24 protein-coding genes are annotated in these 20,480 nt (G+C 72.1%); 11 read left to right on the top strand and 13 right to left on the bottom strand.

Annotated features, from left to right (window positions below; translation table 11 throughout):
* Positions 1-366: 366 nt before the first annotated feature.
* Entirely contained in the window at positions 367-789 is a 423-nt protein-coding gene (locus ABT369_RS53485; protein ID WP_350625672.1) for a MarR family transcriptional regulator, read from the bottom strand.
* A 57-nt stretch (positions 790-846) separates the two neighbouring features.
* Here ABT369_RS53485 and ABT369_RS53480 point away from each other — a divergent pair, with 57 nt between their 5' ends.
* On the top strand, positions 847-1,620 hold the full coding sequence (locus ABT369_RS53480; protein ID WP_350625670.1) for an alpha/beta fold hydrolase: 774 nt from the start codon (positions 847-849) through the stop codon (positions 1,618-1,620).
* 86 nt (positions 1,621-1,706) lie between these two features.
* Here ABT369_RS53480 and ABT369_RS53475 read toward each other — a convergent pair whose 3' ends face one another.
* Both ABT369_RS53475 and ABT369_RS53470 read right to left on the bottom strand, forming a co-directional pair.
* Positions 1,707-1,889 (bottom strand): hypothetical protein, encoded by a 183-nt coding sequence (locus tag ABT369_RS53475; protein ID WP_350625668.1) that lies wholly within the window; start codon positions 1,887-1,889, stop codon positions 1,707-1,709.
* A gap of 73 nt (positions 1,890-1,962) precedes the next feature.
* On the bottom strand, positions 1,963-3,180 hold the full coding sequence (locus tag ABT369_RS53470) for an MFS transporter (RefSeq protein WP_350625666.1): 1,218 nt from the start codon (positions 3,178-3,180) through the stop codon (positions 1,963-1,965).
* Between the two features lie 100 nt (positions 3,181-3,280).
* Here ABT369_RS53470 and ABT369_RS53465 point away from each other — a divergent pair, with 100 nt between their 5' ends.
* The 3 genes from ABT369_RS53465 (at position 3,281) to ABT369_RS53455 (ending at position 5,572) form a co-directional block, all read left to right on the top strand.
* The gene (locus ABT369_RS53465) at positions 3,281-3,814 is read left to right on the top strand and encodes a TetR/AcrR family transcriptional regulator (protein ID WP_350625664.1); all 534 of its coding nucleotides are present in this window, start codon (positions 3,281-3,283) and stop codon (positions 3,812-3,814) included.
* A 10-nt stretch (positions 3,815-3,824) separates the two neighbouring features.
* Positions 3,825-4,202, top strand: a complete 378-nt coding sequence (locus ABT369_RS53460) for a DUF427 domain-containing protein (RefSeq protein WP_350625662.1) — start codon at positions 3,825-3,827, stop codon at positions 4,200-4,202.
* A 131-nt stretch (positions 4,203-4,333) separates the two neighbouring features.
* Positions 4,334-5,572 (top strand): L,D-transpeptidase, encoded by a 1,239-nt coding sequence (locus tag ABT369_RS53455; protein ID WP_350625660.1) that lies wholly within the window; start codon positions 4,334-4,336, stop codon positions 5,570-5,572.
* A gap of 35 nt (positions 5,573-5,607) precedes the next feature.
* Here the strand turns inward: ABT369_RS53455 and ABT369_RS53450 are convergent, their stop codons facing one another.
* From ABT369_RS53450 to ABT369_RS53440, 3 genes are read right to left on the bottom strand one after another with little or no spacing between them, the layout of a single operon-like run.
* On the bottom strand, positions 5,608-6,339 hold the full coding sequence (locus tag ABT369_RS53450) for a glucose 1-dehydrogenase (RefSeq protein ID WP_350625658.1): 732 nt from the start codon (positions 6,337-6,339) through the stop codon (positions 5,608-5,610).
* Between the two features lie 10 nt (positions 6,340-6,349).
* Positions 6,350-7,324 (bottom strand): glutathione S-transferase family protein, encoded by a 975-nt coding sequence (locus tag ABT369_RS53445; RefSeq protein ID WP_350625656.1) that lies wholly within the window; start codon positions 7,322-7,324, stop codon positions 6,350-6,352.
* 7 nt (positions 7,325-7,331) lie between these two features.
* Positions 7,332-8,021 (bottom strand): SDR family oxidoreductase, encoded by a 690-nt coding sequence (locus ABT369_RS53440; protein ID WP_350625654.1) that lies wholly within the window; start codon positions 8,019-8,021, stop codon positions 7,332-7,334.
* A 92-nt stretch (positions 8,022-8,113) separates the two neighbouring features.
* Here ABT369_RS53440 and ABT369_RS53435 point away from each other — a divergent pair, with 92 nt between their 5' ends.
* Both ABT369_RS53435 and ABT369_RS53430 read left to right on the top strand, forming a co-directional pair.
* Positions 8,114-8,674 (top strand): TetR/AcrR family transcriptional regulator, encoded by a 561-nt coding sequence (locus ABT369_RS53435; protein WP_350625652.1) that lies wholly within the window; start codon positions 8,114-8,116, stop codon positions 8,672-8,674.
* 49 nt (positions 8,675-8,723) lie between these two features.
* Complete coding sequence (locus ABT369_RS53430) at positions 8,724-9,062, top strand: DUF1330 domain-containing protein (RefSeq protein ID WP_350625650.1); 339 nt, start codon at positions 8,724-8,726, stop codon at positions 9,060-9,062.
* A 7-nt stretch (positions 9,063-9,069) separates the two neighbouring features.
* Here the strand turns inward: ABT369_RS53430 and ABT369_RS53425 are convergent, their stop codons facing one another.
* The 3 genes from ABT369_RS53425 to ABT369_RS53415 all read right to left on the bottom strand — a co-directional run bounded on the left by ABT369_RS53425 (position 9,070) and on the right by ABT369_RS53415 (position 12,763).
* On the bottom strand, positions 9,070-9,279 hold the full coding sequence (locus ABT369_RS53425; RefSeq protein ID WP_350625648.1) for a hypothetical protein: 210 nt from the start codon (positions 9,277-9,279) through the stop codon (positions 9,070-9,072).
* A gap of 520 nt (positions 9,280-9,799) precedes the next feature.
* Positions 9,800-11,641, bottom strand: coding sequence for a transglycosylase domain-containing protein (locus ABT369_RS53420; protein WP_350625646.1), 1,842 nt, complete (start codon positions 11,639-11,641; stop codon positions 9,800-9,802).
* Positions 11,642-11,698: 57 nt separating this feature from the next.
* Positions 11,699-12,763 (bottom strand): serine hydrolase domain-containing protein, encoded by a 1,065-nt coding sequence (locus tag ABT369_RS53415; protein WP_350625644.1) that lies wholly within the window; start codon positions 12,761-12,763, stop codon positions 11,699-11,701.
* 186 nt (positions 12,764-12,949) lie between these two features.
* On the opposite strand from ABT369_RS53415, the gene ABT369_RS53410 reads away from it, so the two are divergent.
* Positions 12,950-13,246 carry a hypothetical protein gene (locus tag ABT369_RS53410; RefSeq protein WP_350625642.1) on the top strand — a complete coding sequence of 99 codons (297 nt, stop codon included), beginning with the start codon at positions 12,950-12,952 and terminating at the stop codon, positions 13,244-13,246.
* Between the two features lie 93 nt (positions 13,247-13,339).
* On the opposite strand, the gene ABT369_RS53405 is transcribed toward ABT369_RS53410, so the two are convergent.
* A complete protein-coding gene (locus ABT369_RS53405; RefSeq protein WP_502891941.1) occupies positions 13,340-13,774 on the bottom strand; it encodes a MarR family winged helix-turn-helix transcriptional regulator in 435 nt (144 codons plus the stop codon).
* Between the two features lie 114 nt (positions 13,775-13,888).
* On the opposite strand from ABT369_RS53405, the gene ABT369_RS53400 reads away from it, so the two are divergent.
* Positions 13,889-14,089, top strand: coding sequence for a hypothetical protein (locus ABT369_RS53400; protein ID WP_350625638.1), 201 nt, complete (start codon positions 13,889-13,891; stop codon positions 14,087-14,089).
* A gap of 451 nt (positions 14,090-14,540) precedes the next feature.
* On the opposite strand, the gene ABT369_RS53395 is transcribed toward ABT369_RS53400, so the two are convergent.
* Positions 14,541-15,107 (bottom strand): hypothetical protein, encoded by a 567-nt coding sequence (locus ABT369_RS53395; protein WP_350625636.1) that lies wholly within the window; start codon positions 15,105-15,107, stop codon positions 14,541-14,543.
* A gap of 592 nt (positions 15,108-15,699) precedes the next feature.
* Positions 15,700-16,206, bottom strand: coding sequence for a MarR family winged helix-turn-helix transcriptional regulator (locus ABT369_RS53390; RefSeq protein ID WP_350625634.1), 507 nt, complete (start codon positions 16,204-16,206; stop codon positions 15,700-15,702).
* Between the two features lie 69 nt (positions 16,207-16,275).
* Between ABT369_RS53390 and ABT369_RS53385 the strand changes: the two genes are divergently transcribed.
* Positions 16,276-17,043, top strand: a complete 768-nt coding sequence (locus ABT369_RS53385) for an SDR family NAD(P)-dependent oxidoreductase (RefSeq protein ID WP_350625632.1) — start codon at positions 16,276-16,278, stop codon at positions 17,041-17,043.
* A 194-nt stretch (positions 17,044-17,237) separates the two neighbouring features.
* On the opposite strand, the gene ABT369_RS53380 is transcribed toward ABT369_RS53385, so the two are convergent.
* A complete protein-coding gene (locus ABT369_RS53380) occupies positions 17,238-17,918 on the bottom strand; it encodes an NUDIX hydrolase (RefSeq protein WP_350625630.1) in 681 nt (226 codons plus the stop codon).
* A gap of 207 nt (positions 17,919-18,125) precedes the next feature.
* On the opposite strand from ABT369_RS53380, the gene ABT369_RS53375 reads away from it, so the two are divergent.
* Positions 18,126-19,151, top strand: coding sequence for an SPFH domain-containing protein (locus ABT369_RS53375; protein ID WP_350625628.1), 1,026 nt, complete (start codon positions 18,126-18,128; stop codon positions 19,149-19,151).
* Positions 19,152-19,407: 256 nt separating this feature from the next.
* Positions 19,408-20,289: a hypothetical protein gene (locus ABT369_RS53370; protein ID WP_350625626.1), complete on the top strand. Its 882-nt coding sequence runs from the start codon at positions 19,408-19,410 to the stop codon at positions 20,287-20,289.
* The last annotated feature ends 191 nt before the right edge of the window (positions 20,290-20,480 follow it).

The following is a 20,480-nucleotide window of genomic DNA, read 5'->3' as shown; positions in this document are numbered from 1 at the left end:
CATGACCCACCCTCACAGACCCAGCGGCCAACTGCTGCCCACGGGCCAGCCGTGGGCAGCGCAGCCACATCTACTTTTTCAGGTCGAAGTAGCTAGCTCGTCTGCAGATCGCGTCGGGAGGATCTTCCGGCAATCGCTAACGCACTCGCGCGGTCAGGCCGTTTCATCCCGAGGTCGCGCAGAGGTTCAAGCTCGTCCCGATCGTGACACGTACGTGTCAACATCCGGTTGACGATCCCGGTGCCGCCCGGGTCTGGGTGACTGGCGGCGGCTGTGCATCGGGGCCGCACGGACAGCGCGCGGAGGATTCTTCAGCCCGCGCTGTGTGCGTGTGCTGGCCGCGTCGGCGTGATCGGCGGGAAAGGGTTAGGGGAGCCGGACCAGGTGGGAGTACAGGGTCCGCAGGGCGGCCTGGACCTCCGGCAGGGCCCGCGGGTCGTCCAGGGCCTGCAAGAGGGCGTCGTCCGCCGGGTCGCCGCTCACGATCAGGAACTGTTTCGCGGACGGGTTGGGCCGCACGAGGGTGCGCCGGCGGTCGCGTGGGTCCGGCGACGTCACCACCGAGCCGTGCTCCTGCAGCCGCGCGATCGACGCCGACACGTGGCTCTGCGGGAAGCCCGTCCGCGCCGCGATCTCGCCGATCGAGCTGTCCGGGTGCTGGGTCACGTCGACCAGGACCGAGCGCACGCTGGCCGGCATCTCCGCGTCCGGGGAACCCAGGGTCGGCATCGCCGTGCTGCCCAGTTTTATCAGGGTGCGGCCCAGGACCAGTAGCTCGAGTCCGTTCACGATCGTCAGATTACAACAGGCTTGATGCATCAGAAATGATGCTTTACCGTCGGCGGCATGCACACCCAGATGCGCGGCCGCGGGGAGCGGCTGCTCGTGATCGTTCAGCCCGGGGACGGGGATGCCGACGGGTGTCCCGCGCTCGTCGACGAGCTGGCCGGTGACATGAGGGTCCTGACGTACGACCGCCGCGGCCTGTCCCGCAGCCCGGCCGGTGACGATCCGGTGACGATCGAGTCGCACACGGACGACCTGGCGTTCCTGCTCGCCACGCGGGCGAAAGGACCCGTCGACGTGCTCGGGATCAGCATCGGCGCGCTGATCGGGCTCGACCTCGCGGCCAGGTATCCGGGGCTGGTGCGCACGCTCGTGGCCTTCGAGCCGCCGCTCACGCAGGTGCTCGACGACCCGGAGCCGTTCGTGGCGCGGCAGCGGGCGGTCGAGGACGCGTTCCGGGCCGAGGGTGCGGCCACGGCAATCGGGCATTTCCTCGCGATGACCGGCATCGACCCGGCCGACCGCGAGCCGGACGCCGTGCTGCCGGGGCCGGGCCCGCAACGGGCGGCCAACCTCGCGTTCTTCCTGGCCCATGACGCCCCGGCGGCGAGGCGTTTCCGGCTGTACCTCGACCCACTCCTCGACCCCGCCCCGCCCACGGTCATCCCGGCGGTGGGCCGCAGCAGCCGCGGCCGCCCGCACGCGGCCCCGGCGGAGGCCCTGGCGCGGCTCCTCGGTCGCGAGCCCGCCGAGTTCGACGGCGGTCACAGCGCCCACGTGTTCCGGCCGAAGGCCTTCGCGCGACGCCTGCGCGAGCTGCTCAGGCCGAGCTGAGCCCGACCCGGCGAAGCGCGGCTGAGCTCAATCCCGCGACGGGCGGCTGAGCTCAATCCCGTCACACGTAGCTGAATCCGATCCCGTCACATGTACAGGTCGACGCCCTTGCCGTCGGTCACGTTGGCCGCGACCTGCACGTTGTGCTTGGTACCCATGAGCTGGCTCAGGGTGTCGGCCTGGGCGTTGACCTGGGCCTGGCGGGTCGCCGGGTCGACCGGGGTGCCCGCGGCGGGCATGCTGAACGTGATCGCGTCGCCGATGCGCATGCGGTGTCCTCCGTGACGTGAATGAGCACTGGTCCCCTGCCATCGGCCGGGAGACCAGTGCTCGTGAGGGTTTTCAGCGCTCGAGCCGCAGCTGCGCCGCGAGGGCCACGAGGGCGGCCAGGATGATCGCGCCGCCGTAGAGCAGCACCGTGGTGAGCAGGCCCAGGGGCGCCACCAGCTGGCCGGCGACGATCGCGGGGACGCCGAAGCTGAGGTACGCCACCAGGAACACGGCCGCGAAGAGCGCCGCGCGCTGGTGGGCCTCGGCGAGGGGGCCGACCGTGCGCAGCGCGCCGGAGAACGTGGCGCCGAAGCCCGCGCCGCCGATCAGGCCGCCGACCCACAGCAGGGGCAGCGTGCCGGTCGCGATGCCGGCGAGCACGATGGCGGTGCCGGCCAGCACGGCGACGGTGCCGGTGCGCACGACGCGGCGGGCCGGGCGGCGGCTGAGCACGTACGCGGCCGTGGCGGCGGTGGCCGGCGGGATGAACGCGGTGACGCCGTTGAGCAGGCCGCTGGAGTGGTGGAACACGTCGCGCAGGATGCTCGGGGACAGGCCCATGAACAGGCCCGCGAGCATCCAGGAGGCCAGATGGGCCGGGGCGGCGGCCAGGAAGTCGGGGCGGGCGGCCCGCGGCACCGAGACCCGCGGCCTCAGCGCGGCCAGGGCGCCCGGGCGGCGGCTGACGGTCTCGGCGGACAGCACCGCGGTCAGGGTGCCCACGGCCATGATGACGGTGAGGCTGGTGAACACGATGAGGTTCGCCTGGTGCGTGAACTGCACGGCGGCGCCGGTGAGCAGCGCGCCGAGGCCCAGCCCGCCCGCGGGGGCGACGGCGCCGAGGATGCCGCCGAGCCGCTTGTGCCGCTCGGGGGCCAGCTCGACCAGGGCCGCGGTGAACGCGCTGCTGGCCGCGCCGGTCGCGACGCCCTGCACGACGCGGGCGGCGATCACCCAGCCGATGTTCGGGGCGAAGACGAACATGAGCATCGCCGCGAGCTCGACGGCCAGGGCGGCGACGAGCACCGGGCGGCGGCCGACGTGGTCGGACAGGGAGCCGACCACGACGAGCGAGGCGAGCAGGCCGAACGCGTAGGCCGCGAAGGCGACCGTGAGCACCCACGGGGCGAAGCCCCACTCGCGCTCGAACAGCACGAGCAGCGGGGTCGGGGCGCCGGCGGCGAGGTACAGGGACGCGAAGGCCAGGGCGGCGCCGGTGAAGGCCACGGCCGGCGGAAGGGTGCGCCGGGCGGGCGTGACGGCCGGGCGGGCGAGTGTTGCGGTAGACATCGCGCGACTCCTAAAGCAAAGGTCTTTGCGTTACGCTGAAGGTACGCCCGAAGGACCCCGTTAAAGCAAAGAACATTGCATTAGTAAGGAGGGTCACACCGTGTCCGCACCCGTGCGCCGCACCGGTGGGCGCAGCGCCGCCGTGCTGGCCTCGATCCGCTACGCCGTCGAGGAGCTCGTCCGCGAGCGCGGCGCCGAGAAGGTGACGATTCCCCTCGTGGCCGAGCGCGCCGGGGTCAACCCGACGAGCGTGTACCGCCGCTGGGGCGACGCCGCCGCCCTGCTCAACGACATCGCGACCTATCGCCTGGACCCCGATCGCGAGCTCCCGCACTCCGGCGACCTGCGGGCCGACCTCATCGCCTGGGCCCGCGAGGTCGTCGAGCACTACCGCAAGCCGATCAACGCCGCCCTCCTGCGCGGGGGCAGCGCGTCCGCGGGCGAGCAGGAGACCGAGTGCCTGCGCAACCGCCGCGCCGAGGCCCTCGTCATCATGGGCGAGCCCGCGGCGCTGGACGCCGACGAGATCATCGACGGGATCGTCGGGCCCATCGTGTACCGCGCGATCTTCCTCCCGTGGACGCTGGACGACGATCTGCCGGTCCGCCTGGTCGACAAGGTCCTCCCGGCCTAGCGTGGGTGGCATGAGTCGCCCACACCTGATCCCCGGCCCCGACCACCCGATCACCGTCACGCCCTCCGACGTGCGGATCGTCGTCCGCTCCGGCGAGCACGTCATCGCCGACACCACCAACGCCCTGGCCCTGCAGGAGTCCACCTACCCCGTGGCCTACTACGTGCCGCTCGACGACGTCGACCAGCAGTTCCTGCAGCGCACGGAGCACAGCACCTACTGCCCGTTCAAGGGCGACGCCTCCTACTACTCGGTCGTCACGCCCGACGGCACCGTGGAGAACGCGGTCTGGAGCTACGAGACGCCCTACGAGGCCGTCGCGCCGATCGCGAAGCGTGTGGCCTTCTACACGGACCGTCTCGAGGTCACGGTCGTGTCGGGATCCTGACGTAAACGCGGCGGCCCTCCGTGTACGTCTAACCCTCGGGAACGCGCCCGGACATTGCGGGCAATACCATTCGGGGGTTTTGCAGCGCGGCTCCCGGTGAGTACCGTTCGCGAACGGGGAGGGCACAAAACATGTGGAGTCGTCGCAAGATGCTGGCCGCGGGCGCGGGAGTGGCCGCGGCCGCCGCGCTCGCCGCGTGCAATGACGGGAACAAGGGCAAGGCCGCCTGGACCGGCGGCGGCGCCTCACCCGGCACGGACGCCGGCGGCGGAGGCGGCGGGGGAGCCCCCGCGACGCTCACCATCACGCCCGCGGCCGACACCAAGGACGTGTCGCCGACGAGCCAGGTGACCGTCGCCATCGACAACGGCACGCTGAGCACGGTCACCGTCGCGGCCGGGAACAAGAACCTCGACGGCAAGCTGTCCGAGGACAAGAAGAGCTGGACGTCGAGCGGCGCCCTCGCCTACGGGCAGACCTACACGGTCACCGCCGCCGGCGCCGGCGCGGACGGCAAGGACGTCAGCCAGACCGCGAGCTTCACCACGCTGCAGCCCAAGGCTGTCGCGAACATCACGTTCCAGGCCAACCCGATGGCCGCGCTGAAGAACGGCGGCACCTACGGCGTCGGGCAGCCGGTCATCGTCTTCTTCAACAAGGCCGTCAAGAACCAGGACGCCGCCGAGCAGGCGATGAAGGTCACCACCTCGCCGCAGGTCGAGGGCAAGTGGCACTGGGTCACCAACCAGAGCGCGCACTGGCGGCCGGAGAAGTACTGGGCGAAGGGCACCACGGTCAAGGTCAGCGTCAACCTGCTCGGCGTCGACCTCGGCAACGGCACCTACGGCGGCGGCAACGCCAGCGCCAACTTCTCCATCGGGCCGTCGCGCATCGCGATCGCGGACTCCAACACGCACCAGATGGAGTGCTACGTCGACGGGCAGATGGTCAAGAAGATCCCGATCAGCATGGGCAAGGGCGGCACGACCACCGGCTCCAAGGGCGAGACCATCGACTTCTTCACCCGCTCCGGCGTGCACGTGCTGATGACGAAGGAGCCGATCGTCACGATGAGCTCCGCCAGCTACGGCATCACGGACAAGAAGAACCCGAACTACTACGAGGAGCAGATCAAGCTCGCGTGCCGGATCTCGCTCTCGGGTGAGTACGTGCACTCGGCCGACTGGAACATCCCCTCGCAGGGCAAGGCGAACACCTCGCACGGGTGCGTGAACGTGGCGCCGGCCAACGCGCAGTGGTTCTACGACACCTTCGACACCGGCGACGTCGTCGAGGTGCGCAACACGCCCAAGAACCTGCCCCTGACCGACGGCGTCGGCGACTGGAACGTGGCCTGGAGCCAGTGGTGACCCGGTGCTGACGACCCGGTGGTGACCCGGTCCCGTCACAGGCCGCCGGCGACGCGCAGCGTCGTGCCCGTCGCGTAGGAGGCGGCCGGGCTCAGCAGCCACGCGATGGCCTCGGCGATCTCCTCCGGGGTGCCGAGGCGCCCCACCGGGATGCGCGACACCACGTTCGCGGCGCGGTTCGGGTCGCCGGTCTGCTCGTGGATCTCGGTGTGCACGAAGCCGGGCGCCACGCCGTTGACGCGGATGCCGTCGGCCGCCAGCTCCTTGGCCAGGCCGAGGGTCAGCGCGTCGACCGCGGCCTTGCTCGCCGCGTAGTGCACGTAGTTGCCGGGGCTGCCCAGGGTCGCCGCCGTCGAGGAGACGTTCACGATCGCGCCGCCCCGGGTCATGACCCGGGCGGCCTGGCGGGCGCACAGGAACGCGCCGATGACGTTGACGTCCATGACGCGGCGCAGCTCGGCGGTGTCGAGGTCGGCCAGCCGGCCCAGGGTCGAGGCGATGCCGGCGTTGTTGACCAGGCCGGTGACCGGGCCGAGGCGCTGGGCGGCGGTGTCGAACAGCGCCACGACGTCGTCCTCGGACGAGGTGTCGGCGCGCACCGCGACGGCCTCGGCGCCCGCGGCCCGCACGGCGTCGGCGACCCGCTCGGCGGCGTGGGCGTTGCTGCGGAAGCCGATCGCGACGCGGTGCCCGTCGCGGGCCAGCCGCAGGCAGGTCGCCGCGCCGATGCCCCGCCCGCCGCCGGTGACGACCGTGACGTGTTCCATGCCGCCGAAGCTACCGGTCCGCGGGTGCCGTGGGCGGCGTTCCGGCGCCGAAGGGGCGCCCGCCGAGGGACTCGCGGCCGTGCGGCTCCCGCCATCCGCTCAGGTCGGGGCCCAGCGGCACGACGCCGCTCGGGTTGATGTCGCGGTGGACCTCGTAGTAGTGGCGCTTGATGTGCTCGAAGTTCACCGTGTCGCCGAAGCCGGGGGTCTGGAACAGGTCCCGCGCGTACGCCCACAGCACCGGCAGCTCGCAGAGCTTCTGCCGGTTGCACTTGAAGTGGCCGTGGTAGACGGGGTCGAACCGGACCAGGGTGGTGAACAGGCGCACGTCGGCCTCGGTGATGGTGTCGCCGACGAGGTACCGCTGCCGCCGCAACCGCTCCGAGAGCCAGTCGAGGCGCGCGAACAGGCGCTCGTACGCGGCCTCGTAGGCCTCCTGGGAACCGGCGAAGCCCGCGCGGTACACCCCGTTGTTGACGTCCTTGAAGACGAGCTCCATGACCTCGTCGAGCTCGTCGCGCAGCGGCTCGGGGTAGAGGTCGGGCGCGCCCTCGCGGTGGTACGCCCGCCACTCGGTCGACAGGTCCAGCGTCAGCGGCGCGTAGTCGTTGGTGACGACCTGGCCGGAGGGGACGTCGACGATCGCGGGCACGGTGATGCCGCGCTCGTAGCCGGGGAAGCGGGCGAAGTACGCCTCCTGGATCCGCTCGATGCCGAGCACCGGGTCGCGGCCGCCGGGGTCGAGGTCGAACGTCCAGCTGCGGGCGTCGTGCGTGGGTCCGCACACGCCCATGGACAGCACGTCCTCGAGCCCCAGCAGCCGGCGCACGATGACGGCCCGGCTGGCCCACGGGCACGCGCGGCTCACGACGAGACGGTAGCGCCCCGGCTCGACCGGCCAGCCGTCCCGCCCGTCGGCGGTGATGCGGTCGGCGATGTACCGCGAGTCGCGCTTGAACTCCCCGTCCGCCCGGTATGCGTTCACCGTCCCATTAGACCAGCTGCGGGTAGAGCGCCGCCGGGTCCGCGGACAGGCCCCGCTTGACGGTGCGGGTGACCTCGTCGGCGAGCACCTCGAAGTCGCCCGCCGCGACGCCGTCGAGCGCCTGGCGCGCGACGTCCTGGGCGGTGACCTTGGGCGCGTCGACGCCCGCGGTCATCTCGGTGTCGATGTACCCCACGTGCAGCCCCGTCACCGTCGTGCCCTGCGGCGCCAGCTCGAGGCGGAACGCGTTGGTCGCCTGCCAGACGGCGGCCTTGCTGGCGCTGTACGAGGTGCCCTGGGAGATCCAGCTCAGCACCGAGTGCACGTCGAGCACGTGGCCGCCGCCGTTGGCCGCGAGCACCGGGGCGAACGCGCGGGTCACGTTGATCGTGCCGTAGAAGTTCGTCTCGAACTCGCGGCGGATGTCGTCGAGGTCGCCGTGCAGCATGCTGGCGCGGGTCGTGATGCCGGCGTTGTTGATGAGCACGGTCACGTCGGGGGCCTCGGCGGCGGCGCGCCGTACCGAATCCGGATCCGTGACGTCGAGGGCCAGCGGCACGGCGCCGGGGATGCTCACCGACCTCGGGTCGCGGGCCGCCGCGTAGACCTTGCGCGCGCCCCGGGCCAGGGCCTCCTCGACGAATGCCCGCCCCAGCCCCCGGTTGCCGCCCGTGACCAGCACGACCTCGTTGCGCATCGCGACACCTCTTCGCAGTCGTGGAAACCGATCGGTTTCCGGTGTTCCCCTACGGTAGAACGATCGGTTTCCGGTTGGGTAGACTGTCCCGTGTGACCTCCATCGCCTCCCCCCGTGAGCGGCTGTTGCGGGCCGCGGCCGAGCTCTTCTACGCCGAGGGCGCGGCCACGGTCGGCGTCGAGCGGCTGTGCAAGGCCGCGGGCGTGTCGAAGCGGTCGATGTACCAGCTGTTCGCCACCAAGGACGAGGTGATCGCCGAGAGCCTGCGCGAATACGGGCCGGCGACGGTCGCGGGGTACTTCCCCGATCCGGCCGCGGACATGCCGCCGCGCGAGCGCATCCTGCACGTCTTCGCCCGGCTGGAGGAGCGGTCCGGCACCGGGTCCTTCCACGGTTGCCCGTTCGTGAACACGGCCGTGGAGCTGCACGACCCGGCGCACGCGGCGGCCCTCGTCGCGCTCTCCTTCAAACAACGCCTGGAGTCGTACTTCCAGCAGCACGCCACCGCCCTCGGCGCGAGCGACCCGCAGTTCCTGGCCGCCCAGCTCACGATGCTCTTCGACGGCGCCTCGGTGCGGGCCGTCATGCGCGCCGAGCCCCTGGGCGGCCTGGCCCTGCGCGCGGCCGGGCGCTTGCTCGACGCGGCCGTATGACCTCGCGGGTCATCGACACGGCGATCCCCGCCCGGTCATGATCGAAGGCATGAACGGATACGCGCTGGCCCACCTGCACAGCCAAAGCAGCCACGACGACGTGCTGGAATACCTCGAACGCATCCAGGGCACCCTCGACCCCTTCGGCGGCCGGTTCCTCGTGCACGGCCCCCCGGTCGAGGTCCGCGAGGGCGAGTGGCCCGGCACCGTGGTCATCATCGAGTTCCCGAGCCTGGACGCGGCCCGGTCCTGGTACGACTCCCCGGCCTACCAGGCGATCCGGCACCTGCGCACCGACCACATCGCCGGGTCGGCGATCCTCTTCGAGGGCGTGCGCGACGGCCACGACCCGGCGAAGATGGCCGCCGCGATCCGCGCCGCCCGCTAGTCGGCCACTAGCCGCACGTCCGGCGGCCCAGCTCGACCGCCTGGGCGCGCAGCTTCGGCAGGTCCAGGGCGGTCAGCCGGCCGTCCCGCTTCACCACCCGGCCGTCGACGAGCACCGTGCGCACGTCGGCCGGCCCGAGCGCCGTCACCACCGCGCCCGCGACCGCGGCGCCGGGCAGGTGGGCCAGGCCCGAGAGCAGCACGAGGTCGGCGCGCATCCCGGGGGTGAGGGTGCCGGTGACGGCGCCGAGGCCGATCGCGGCCGCGGAGTCGAAGCGTCTCCCGCATCGGCTCGAACAGGTCCGGCGGGGCGTTCACCACGACGTCGGTGCCGAGGCCGCACCGGCCGCCGGCGGCCGCGAACCGGGTGTAGGGAGGCCCCGTGGCCCATCGTCGCCTCCACCACGGGGGTGACCGTCACGCCCGTGCCGGAGCCGCCGAGCCGTGCGGCGTCGTCGGCGGTCATCGCGTTGACGTGCACGAGCTGCAGGTGCGGGCCGAGCAGGCCGGCCTCGTCCATGCACGCGATCGGGCCGCCGGGGCCGCCGGCGAGGTGGTCCTCGGCGTCGATGACCTCGGGAGCCTCTGCGGCCGGGTTGTTCGCCGCGGCGCCGACGGCGGCGATGACTCCGCCGGTGACGAGCACGTCGGCGGGCGCCCCGGACAGCAGGCGCCCGTCGCGAGTGAGCAGATCCACGTGTACCTCCTGAGAAAGCTTTTCAGAAAGCAAGACGTGGATCAGGCGTTCCCGGCCTTCGGGTCCCCGAGGAGCGCGGGCTGCTGGATGTCGGTGCGGGCCGTGCCCAGCGCGGCGCCCATGAACTGGCGGTAGACGGCCGCGGGCAGGGTCGCGCCGGTGACGGGCGCCCCCGACTTGTCGGCCAGTGGCCGCTCCTCGGCCTTGTTCCCGACCCACACCGCGACCGCGACCTGCGGCGCGAAGCCGGCCGCGGTGGCGTGCGCGGTCTTGCCGAAGTCGCCGCCGAGGGGCCAGTCGCCGACCGCGAGCGCCGTCTGCCGCCCGTCGGCGAGCCGCCCGGCCGGCTGCTGGGCGAGGGACCACGCCACGTTGCGCGCGATCGCCTCGTCCACGCCCGCTTCGGCGAGCTCGGTGGCCCGGTAGATGGTCCTGCTGCCGCTGGTCACCGCCGCGATGATGTGCGCCTTGGCCCGCTGCCCGTCACCGGCGAGCGTCGCCATGACGTTCGCCTGGTCGGTCAGCGTCATCGGGTACTGCCCGTAGCCCAGCTCGGTGTTGAAGTACTTGGGCGACAGCGCGTCGCCGGGCCCGTCGAGCCGGACCGCCAGGGCCTTGCCGTCCACGGTCGCCCACATGGTGCCCGCCCCGAGCGCCCGGGCCATGTCGAGGACCTTGCCCGGCCCGACCTTCTCGGTCACCCCGAACAGGGGCACCCGCAGCCCGTCGCGCTCGGCCTCCAGCAGCGTGCACGACGCCTTGCCGCCCGGGCACCGGTGCACGTCGCGCACCGGGTTGCCGCCCTTGGCCGTGCGGCCCGAGGCCGGGAAGTCCATCTCCGCCGGCGCCTGCCACCGCGACTGCAGCGAGATCCCGGCCTTGAGCGCCGCGGCCACCGTGATCGGCGCGAAGACGTTGCCCGGCGGGTGCGCGCCGGCGTAGTCGATCGCGGCCGCGCGGTCGTTGCCGTAGTAGGCCAGGATGCGCCCGGTGAGCGGCTGGACCGCGACCGCGCCGGCCGCCAGGCTGGCGGGCTGGCCGCCCATCGCCGCGCCGACGGCGACGAGCAGCGACCCCTGGAGCCGGCGGTCGATGGTGGTGGAGATCCGGGCGCCGGCGGCGTTCAGCCCGAGCGTCGCGAACTCGTCGAGCACGCGCCGCTCGACGAGGCCGTCGCTGCCGTCCGGGCGCAGCGCCTTGTGCCGCTTGGTCGCGTCCTCGGCGGTGCGGGTGGTGCCCTCGGGGAAGACGACCCCGGCCCCGCCGCCGCTCATGCGCCCGCGGATCTCCTCGAACCGCTTACGGGCCGCGTCGGCGTGCACGGTCGGGTCGTAGGCGCCGTCGCCGGGCGAGTCCAGCTGCGCGGCGAGCACGACGGCCTCGCCGGGCGAGAGGGTCGCGGCCGGCTTGTCGTAGTAGGCCTGCGCGGCCGCCTCGACGCCGTAGGCGAGCCGGCCGAAGTACATCGTGTTGAGGTAGCGGTCGAGGATGACGTCGCGGCCGTGCTGCCGCTCGAGCCGGCTCGCGACCGCCAGGAGCCGCGCCGTGCCGATCCGGGGATCGTCGAGAACCTTGCGGGTGTACTGCACGCTGAGGTCCGTCGGCCGGCCGAACCAGTGCCCGTCCCGGAATCCCGGGTCCTGGGCGGCGATGACGGCGTCGGCGACGTACCCCGGCAGCCGCGCGGTGTCGATCGGCACCTGGTCGTCCTTGCCCGTGCGGGCCATGAGCGTGCCGTCGGAGTAGAGGATCTCCGTCGACCCGCCCGGCTCCGGCAACGGCGGCACGGTGACACTGCCGGTGTAGATCCCGGCGGCCGCGGCGGCCCCGCCGAGCAGCACCACGACGATCGCGGCCCCGGCGAGCACCCGTCTTCTATTCATCTGCGTCAGTCCTCCCCATGGACGGACGCATCGTACGCGGTCGTTCTGGGACAGGTTTCAGGACAGACAGCCCTCGACGGCGTCGTACAGCGCGTTGCCGCGGTCGTGCCCGGCCAGGTGCCGCGTCACGTAGGCCATCCGGTAGCCGTCCGGGTCGGCGAGGCGCCCGCCGCCCGAGGAGCCGCCGATGCCGCCCATGCCGATCCAGTCCTCGTCGCGGCGGAGGCCCAGGGTCCAGATCGCGTCCTCCTCCAGCAGCCGGTCGACGCCCTCGGCCTGCGGCGCGAGCATCTCGGCCAGCACCTCGGCGGGCAGCAGCCGGGGGAGGGCCTGGTAGAGCCCGGCCAGCCCGCGGGCGGTCGCGTGCAGGTTCACGGCCGGCAGCTCGCCGCCGCGCCAGGCGTCGCCGTTGAGCACCGCGGTGTCGAGCAGCCCCGCGGGGTTGCCGAGGGCGCGGGCCCACAGGTCGCCGTGGCCGTGCACCGACGCCTCGGGCCAGCCCGGGTCACCGAACTCCACCTCGGCGCAGCGGGCCCGGTCGGCCGCCGGCACCCCGAAGTGCACGTCGTGGCCGAGGCCGCGAACCACCTCGCCGACCGTCTCGCCGGTCGCGCCGCGCAGGATCGCGCCGAGGATGTTGCCGTACGTCAGCGCGTGCTCGCCCGCCGCCGTGCCCGGCTCCCACTCCAGCGGCGAGGCGAAGATCGCGGCGGTGCAGCGGTCCCAGTCCAGACCCTCGTCCGCGGTCAGCGGCTCGGCGACGGCGGGCAGCCCGAGCTGGTGGGCGAGGGCGTGCCGCACGGTGCCGCGCTCGTGCCCGAACGCCGGCCAGTACCGCGCCACCGGCTCGTCCAGCCCGATCCGCCCGTCGGCGACCCGGGCGAGCACGGCGAGGGCCGCGACCGGCTTGCCGGCCGAGAACACCGTGGTCAGGGTGTCGGCCCGCCAGGGGCGCGTGCGGGCGGCGTCGGCCCATCCGCCCCACAGGTCGACGACGAGCTCGCCGCCGGCGTAGGCGGCGACGGAGGCGCCCGTCTCGGCGCCGGACTCGAGCAGCTGCCGGAAGGCTTCGGCGACGGGCTCGAAGCCCTCGGCGACGGTACCGCTGACCAGTTCATCCACGGACGCGGACGGTACCGTGCCCCGGCCGGGGAGCGCACCGATGATTCCCGGCGCGTCGGCGGCTGTTCGTCGTGGTGCGGCCTCCGAAATGTCGGGCGCTTCGCTAGCCCGACATTTCGGACTTATACCCTGTCCGGCGATAAGTGCGAATTGTGCTGACGCGTGGAGAACTCGAGGATCTCGATCATGCCCGCCAGCACGGTGTCGTCGAAGCGCCGCAGGAACGCGGTGCCCTGCTCCACGAGCGGCCGCCCCACGATCGGCGCCCTGCGCGACTACGAGCGCGACATGATCGAGTACGGCTTCAAGGCCGTCGAGGCCTCGAAGCGGCAGACCGGCGGCGACCAGCTGGTCCACCGCCCGGTGCTGGGCCGCGTGGCCCTGGCCGCGCAGCGCACGTTCCTGCGGGCGACGGATCGGATACCGCCCCTGAAGCGCCGCTTCGAGGCCGGCCTGTACGAGGTCCGCGGCACCGAGTCGTGACGTCGTCTCCGGCTCGTTGCTCGTCTCCGGCTTGTTGCTCGTCTCCGGTTTGTTGCGCGCGTCGGTTTGTTGCTCGGCGTCGGTTCGTTTGCCCTAGTCGCTCGCTGATGTGATCGCGATGACCCGGGTGAGCGCCGCGTGCAGCTGCAGGAGCTCGTCGATCGGCATGCCGAGCTGCTTGATGATGGCCGGCGGGATCTTCTGGGCCTCGGCCCGGAGCGCCCGCCCGGTCGCGGTGAGCGTGACCTCGAGCACCCGCTCGTCGTGCTCGGCCCGCCGCCGGTGGATGAGCCCCCCGCTTTCGAGCCGCTTGAGCAGCGGCGACAGCGTGCCCGGGTCGAGCTGCAACAACCGGCTGAGCTCTTTGACGGACAGCGGCGAGCGCTGCCACAGCGCGAGCATCACCAGGTACTGCGGGTGCGTCAGCCCCATCGGCTCCAGCAACGGCCGGTAGAGCGCAATCACATTCCGCGAGGCGACCGCCAGCGCGAAGCAGACCTGATGCTCCAGCGCGAGCGGATCGCCCACCCTTGCGTCCTCAGTCACGTGTCCCGGCCCTTCCCGCACAACCCTGGCGGCTGTCATACTAGCGGCACACCAATAATTGGTACCCCAACCATTGGCACACCAAGGGAGCCCGACGTGTTTGGCTTGAAGCGCCGCGACCCCGCCGAGAAGAAGGACCGCGTGGGCACCTTCTTCTTCCGGATCTTCGGCCCCGCGACGGTGGAGGGCGCGATCCAGGGCTGGAGCCCCCAGGCGAGGGACCAGTACAAGCGGATGCGCGAGAACCAGCGGCGAGCAGCAGCCCAACGCCGGGAGGCGGAGGACTCAGCCGCGTAGCGGCCGGCCCTTTTTGTGGCCGCTCCCGTTTCCACGCGGCCGACTCACTCACCTCGCGCCGCTGATCACGCAACCGGCGTGCTGTCGGACGGGGGTCCTCTGCACGTGGGCGTCCAACGTGGCCGGCTCGGCCACCCCGCACTGCTGATTGCGCACCCTGCGGGTCGCCATGAGGTGTCGGACGGGAGCCTCTCCACTTAGGCGTCCAACGCGGCCAGCTCGGCCATCGCTGCACTGCTGATTACACACCCGGCGGTGACCGCGTGCTGTCGGACGGGGGTCCTCCGCCGGTCTTCCCGTCTCCATTGACGCCGCCATCGTGTCGCAACCGCCGCCGACGTGTTGCTGCCAGTCTGTCTCAGCGTCGGTCACGGTCGCTGTCATGGCGCCGCGTTACGCCGCCCGTGCTGCCACCTCGGCCTCACGCCCCGCTGTCCTGTTCCGCCCCGGATCAGCGCAACCTTCGCCGGCTGGCCTCCTGCAGCAACGCCAGCCGAATCGCTCCAACGGCCACGATCGCCAGCGCCGTACGCCACACCGCCAACCCGAACTCCACCGTCGTGACGTGCCCGGCCCCGAACTTCCCCGCGACTCCGTCGAGCCCCGGCACGCTGACGATGAGCGTCATCACCGCCACGCCGGCCATCGTCGGCGCGACCCAGATCGCCCGAGGCCGCTCGAACGTCGCCCACGCCGCCCCCACGAGCACGAACGTGGCCGTGATGAGTAGCATCGCCATCGCCACCGTGACCGGCCGATGCCCGTCGAGCCGGCTGGCCCCGTGCAGCGCCCACCCGCTCCACTGATCGCCGCCCGGCTGCAGCAGGGTGGCGGTCCCGAAGTTCGTCTCCACGCTGACCGTGCTGTCCTCGCGAGCCCACGGCAACGCCAGCGCGAGCAGCGCCCCGATCGCCCCGACGAGCGCGACGACCCTGCTGCCAAACCCGGCAGGCGTAGGCCCCGGCGGTGGCGGCGCGACGTCGGCCGAACCGACACCGGCGTCGTCAGGTGAGCTCATGCCCGTAGACCGTAGTAGTCCAGCGCCAGCCAAGTCACGGCCCCTGCCGATGCTTCGCGAATCACCCTGCGTGTGCCCGCATCGTTCACCTCACCTCCTCGCATCCAGGACGACGACCACGAATCCCGCTTCCTTGCGCCCGTGTCCCGAAGGTGCGCCCCAAGTTCAACAGCGCGCCGTTCTGCCCCGGCGAACCGGGCGGAAGCTCGCGGTGCGAGCCGGCCTTGGAGCGCGCGGCCGGAAGTTCGCGGAGCGGGCCGGTCTTTGAGTACGCGGCCGGAATCTCGCAGTGCGTGCCGGTCTCGCGGCCGGAAGCTCACGGCGTCAGACCACCTTCGCGGACCGCGTCGCTCCACGGAATCCGTGAAGCGACTCCGCCCGGACGACGCCACGTGCCCGGAGTGGCGGGCACGGACGGCGTCGCTGTCGGACTTCCGAACCGCTGCCCGAGCGCCGTCAGGTGCCTGGGTCGGCAGGCGTAGACAGCGTCGCCTCGGACCTCCGAACCCTCGGCCCGAGCGCCGTCAGGTGCCTGGGTCGGCAGGCGTAGACAGCGTCGCCTCGGACCTCCGAACCCTCCGCCCGGGAGCCGTCACCTGGTCGGGGTGACAGGTTTTCGGCGCCCGGTCCCTTGCCGGTAGCCCGGATGCACCCCCGGCGTCAGACCCTGCTGATCCGCGATCCTCTGCAACAGGCCCGTCAACTGCTCGCGCTCCTCCGGCTCGAGCGCGGAGAGCATTTCGTCGTCGTGTTCGGTGGCGATCGATCGCATGTCCATCATGACCCGCTCTCCGTCGACGGTCAGATACAGCTCGTGATGTCGCCGGTCGTTGCTGCCCGTCCGCCGCTCGACCAGGCCCTTGTGTCCGAGGTTGTCGATGAGCACCACCACGCGGCTGGGCACCACCCCGAGGTCGACCGCTACCGACTGCTGGCTTCGCCCGGGCTGGCCGTTGATCATCCGCAGCAGTCCGACCTCGGCCGGTGAGAGTCCGATCTGCTGCACGCGATCCGCGAACCGCTCCGATGCGTGTGCTCCGAGCTGTGCCAGAAGGAAGGCCGCCCCTCGTGGCCTCCTGGGTTGCCCGCCGTCCGTCATGGGGCTATCGTACACCAGCAAGAACGATTCACTCAACTGAACGATTCAGTTCGGAGAATGGAGTGCGTCATGGCATTCACCAGTCATCCCGATCTGGAGGGCAAGGTCGCCCTGGTCACCGGCGGGTCTCGTGGCATCGGCGCCGCCACGTGCCGGGCGCTCGCGGCCAACGGGGTTCGCGTCGCCGTCAACGGTCGCGACTCCTCCGCGGTCGAAAGCCTTGTCGGCGAGATCGCCGGCACCGGCGGGACGGCGCTGGCGGTGCCCGGCGACGCCACGGACGACGCGACCGTTCGCCGCATCCGCGAGGAGGTTGAGCGGACACTCGGCCCGATCGACATCCTGGCGCCGTTCGTCGGCGGGCAGGGGCGCCCCGTTCCGACCCACGAACTCGGCGCCGAGCAGTGGCGGGCCACCATCGAGGCCGACCTGACGTCGGTTTTCCTCGCCGTCAGCGAGGTGCTGCCCGGCATGATCGAGCGTCGCGCGGGAGTTATCGTCACGATGTCGTCGACGGCGGGCCGGATGCCGGGGCTGGCCAGCGCCGCCTATGCCGCGGCCAAGGCCGGCGTCGTCATGTTCAGCAAGCACCTGGCCGCCGAGGTCGGCAAGCACGGCATCCGCGTCAACTGCCTCGCCCCGTCGGCCGTGCTGAACAGCCGCATGCGGCAGCACATGACCGACGAGCAACTCGCGGCGCTCGCTGGCCAGTTCCCGCTGGGTCGCATCGGGCGACCGGAGGACGTTGCCGAGGCTGTGCTCTACCTCGCCTCCGACGCGGCGTCCTGGATCACCGGCGCGACTCTCGACCTCACCGGCGGGCGGGTAATCGTATGACCGTCGCCGACAACGTCACTGGGTCCGGAACCAACGTCGTCGGCTCCCGCAACACCCAAGCGGCCGCGCACGAGATGAGCGCCCGCCGGATCCATCGTCGCGAGATCGGCCTGGGTTGGGAGACGTGCGGCGGGGGCGAGCCAGGAACTCGGCGGCGAGCGGCGGCTGGGCGCGCGAATGCGCCGGTGCGGATGTCACGAACTCGTTGGAGGCGAGGCGCGCAGGAGTGGCGGATAGAGGACCGTTGCCGGGCCCCGGGTGAACAGCTGGGCTGGGCGGCCCCGGTCGCCGGCGGTGGAGTGGCCGGTGGGGACCACGAAGCCCGGGGTCGACGTGGCCTTGCGGTGGAAGTTCCTCGGGTCCAGCTTGGCGTTCCAGACGGCCTCGTAGACCTGGCGGAGTTCGGCGATGGTGAACTCGGGCGGGCAGAAGGCGGCGGCGAGTGGCGAGTACTCGAGCTTGGCCCGGGCTCGTTCCACGCCGTCCCGGAGGATCGCCGCGTGGTCGAAGGCCAGCGGGGGCAGGCTCTCGACCGGGAGCCAGGCGGCCTCGGCGGCGTCGCTGCCCGCCGTCGGGTCCGGGGCCTCGGGGAGCAGGGCCAGGTAGGCGACCGTTACCACTCTTGCTCGGGGGTCGCGGCCGGGAGAGCCGTACGTGGCCAGTTGCTCCAGGTGGGTGGCCGGCTGCTGGAGGCCGGTCTCCTCCGACAGCTCGCGGATGGCCGCATCCGTCAGGTCCTCGGTGTCCAGGACGAAGCCGCCCGGGAGGGCGTAGGAGCCCTCGAACGGGGGGATGGCGCGGCGCACGAGCAGGACGCACAGGGCGTCCGCCCGGACCGTGAGCATGACCAGGTCGACCGTTACGGCAAATGACATGTATTTATCACCACGTTGACGAGAAACTCGTGCGACTTATATCGTCGGTCTGACGATAACTGAGCAGTGTAGGTGCTCCAGAGCTGGGCCGGGCGGGTGGCGTGCTGCTCGTTCGGTGGCTTGAGCCGGATGCCGTCGCGGGTCACCCGCTGCGCGGCCGCGGTGCGCTCGAGCCGGTGCCGCTGAGTCAGGGGAGGGGAAGGCGCCATGGCTGATGTGACACGGCGGATGTTCTGGCGGCACCTGCGCGGGGCGCCCACCAGCTGGGTGCGGCATCACGTCAACGGGGTGGTGAAGCACGAAGGCGTCGGGCAGTCGTTCTGGTACCGGCCGTTGACCGCGGTGCTGTCGGAAGTACCCGTGGACGATCGGGAGCTGCCGTTGCTCTTTCATGCTCGTACCAGTGACTTCGCCGACGTCACCGTCCAAGCCACGGTCACCTATCGGATCAGCGTGCCGGCCACGGCGGCGGAGCGGCTGGACTTCTCCGTGGACCCCAAGGGCGGGCAGTGGCGGGCACAGCCGCTCGATCAGGTCGCCACGCTGCTGGCGGAGCTGGCTCAGCAGCCCGCGCTCGATCTGCTCGCCCGGCTGCCGCTGACCGAGGCGCTCACGGCCGGGATCGCGCCCGTGCGGGAGGCGGTCTCGGCGGCGCTCGGGAGTGATCCGCGGCTGACCGATACCGGGGTCAGTGTCGTGTCGGCTCGAGTCGTGGCCATTCGGCCCGAGCCCGATCTCGAGCGGGCGCTGCAGACGCCCACTCGGGAGGCGGTGCAGCAGGAGGCGGATCGGGCGACGTACGCGCGGCGGGCTCGAGCCGTTGAGCAGGAGCGGGCCATCGCTGAGAACGAGCTGCAGAACAAGATCGAGCTTGCTCGGCGGGAGCAGCAGCTGGTCGAGCAGCATGGGGCGAATACGCAGCGGCAGGCCGAGCTTGATGCGGCCGCGGCGCTCGTGGCCGCGCAGGCCGAGGCGGAGCGGTCGCGGGTGGCGGCGGCGGCTGAGGCGGAGGCGGACCGGCTGCGGACGCAGGCTCGGGCCGATGGGGTTCGGGCGGTCGGGTTGGCCGAGGGGGAGGCCGAGGCGGCTCGGGTGGCGGCGTATCGGGATCTGCCGCCGGCGGTGCTGCATGCGCTCGCCCTTCGGGAGCTGGCCGGGCAGCTGCCGGAGATCGGGCAGCTCACGGTCACCCCGGATGTGGTGACCGGGCTGCTCAACCGGCTCGGCAAGTAGAGAGGTGGCGCCGGGGTCGCTGCGAGGCTGGGTGAGGTGGCGCCGGGATCGCTGCGGGGCCGGGCGATGGGCGGCCGGGGTCGCGGCGGGAGCCGGGTGAGGGGGCGCCGGGGTCGCTGCGGCAGCGAGGTGAGGCGGTGCCGAGTCGGTGCGGGGCCGAATGAGGTGGTGCCGGGATTGCTGCGGGGCCGGGTGAGTGGGCGGCCCCGCAGTGGTCGCGGGGGCGGGAGAGTACGTGGCAGGGGGAAGGAGAAGCATGGGCACGCTGGCGCCTCGGGCGGTGATCGTGTCTCGGCGCAGTGAGCTTGACGAGTTGCTCGGCCGGCATGGAACCCGGGCCGCCGCCGATTACTACCTTCGGCAGCGGGGGCGGGATCTCGAGGAGGTCGCGGCTCGGCACTCGGCGCTGCAGGCCGCGATGACCGCGGTCGGGGCCGCCATTCCGGCCGACTGGCGGCGGGGGCACATCGATCGGGAGGATCTGCCGCGGTTCCTGTTCGGGCCCGAGGACGTGGTCATCGCCGTCGGGCAGGATGGGCTCGTCGCGAACGTGGCCAAGTACCTCGATGGGCAGGCGGTGATCGGGGTCGATCCGGAGCCGGGGCGCAACCCGGGGGTGCTCGTGCGACATGAGGCCGGGGCGATCGGGCGGGTGCTCAGGAGTCGCGACATCGAGCGGCGCACCATGGTGTCGGCCCGGCTCGATGACGGGCAGGAGCTGCTGGGGCTCAACGAGGTGTACTTCGGGCACGTGAGTCACCAGTCCGCGCGGTACACCTTGACGGCTCCGGGCGGAGCGCGCGAGCGGCAGTCGTCGTCCGGGGTGGTGGTCGGCACCGGGACCGGGGCCACCGGGTGGTGCTCGTCGATCGCGCTGGAGCGGGTCGATCCGCCCGTGCTGCCGCAGCCGCAGGCTGCCGAGGTGTGCTGGTTCGTGCGGGAGGCCTGGCCGTCGCCGGCCACGGGGGCGACGCTCACCGATGGGCGGCTGGGGGCGGACGAGCGGCTGGAGCTGGCCTGCGAGGGGGAGCGGCTCGTCGTGTTCGCCGATGGGCTGGAGTCGGACCGGCTTGAACTGTCGTGGGGGCAGCGGGTGAGCATCGGCGTGGCGCAGCGGCGCCTCAACCTGGTCGTGTGAGCGCCCGGAAGGCGAGTCGCCTGGCGGTCGTCGTGGAGGCGCCCAGAAAAAGGTGAGTCCCGCGGCGGTGGTCGTGTGAGTGCCCGGGAGGCGAAACGCGGTGGTCGTCTGGGCGCCCACAAGGCGAGCCTCGCGGACGGAAAGGCGGTGCTCGTGCGAGTGGTCACAAGGCGGGCGCCGCGGACGAGAGG

Origin of the sequence: Dactylosporangium sp. NPDC000244 (assembly GCF_040300725.1) — a bacterium.
Lineage (GTDB): Bacteria > Actinomycetota > Actinomycetes > Mycobacteriales > Micromonosporaceae > Dactylosporangium.
Note: the sequence above shows the minus strand (reverse complement) of the source record. Positions and strands in the feature narration are given on the sequence as shown.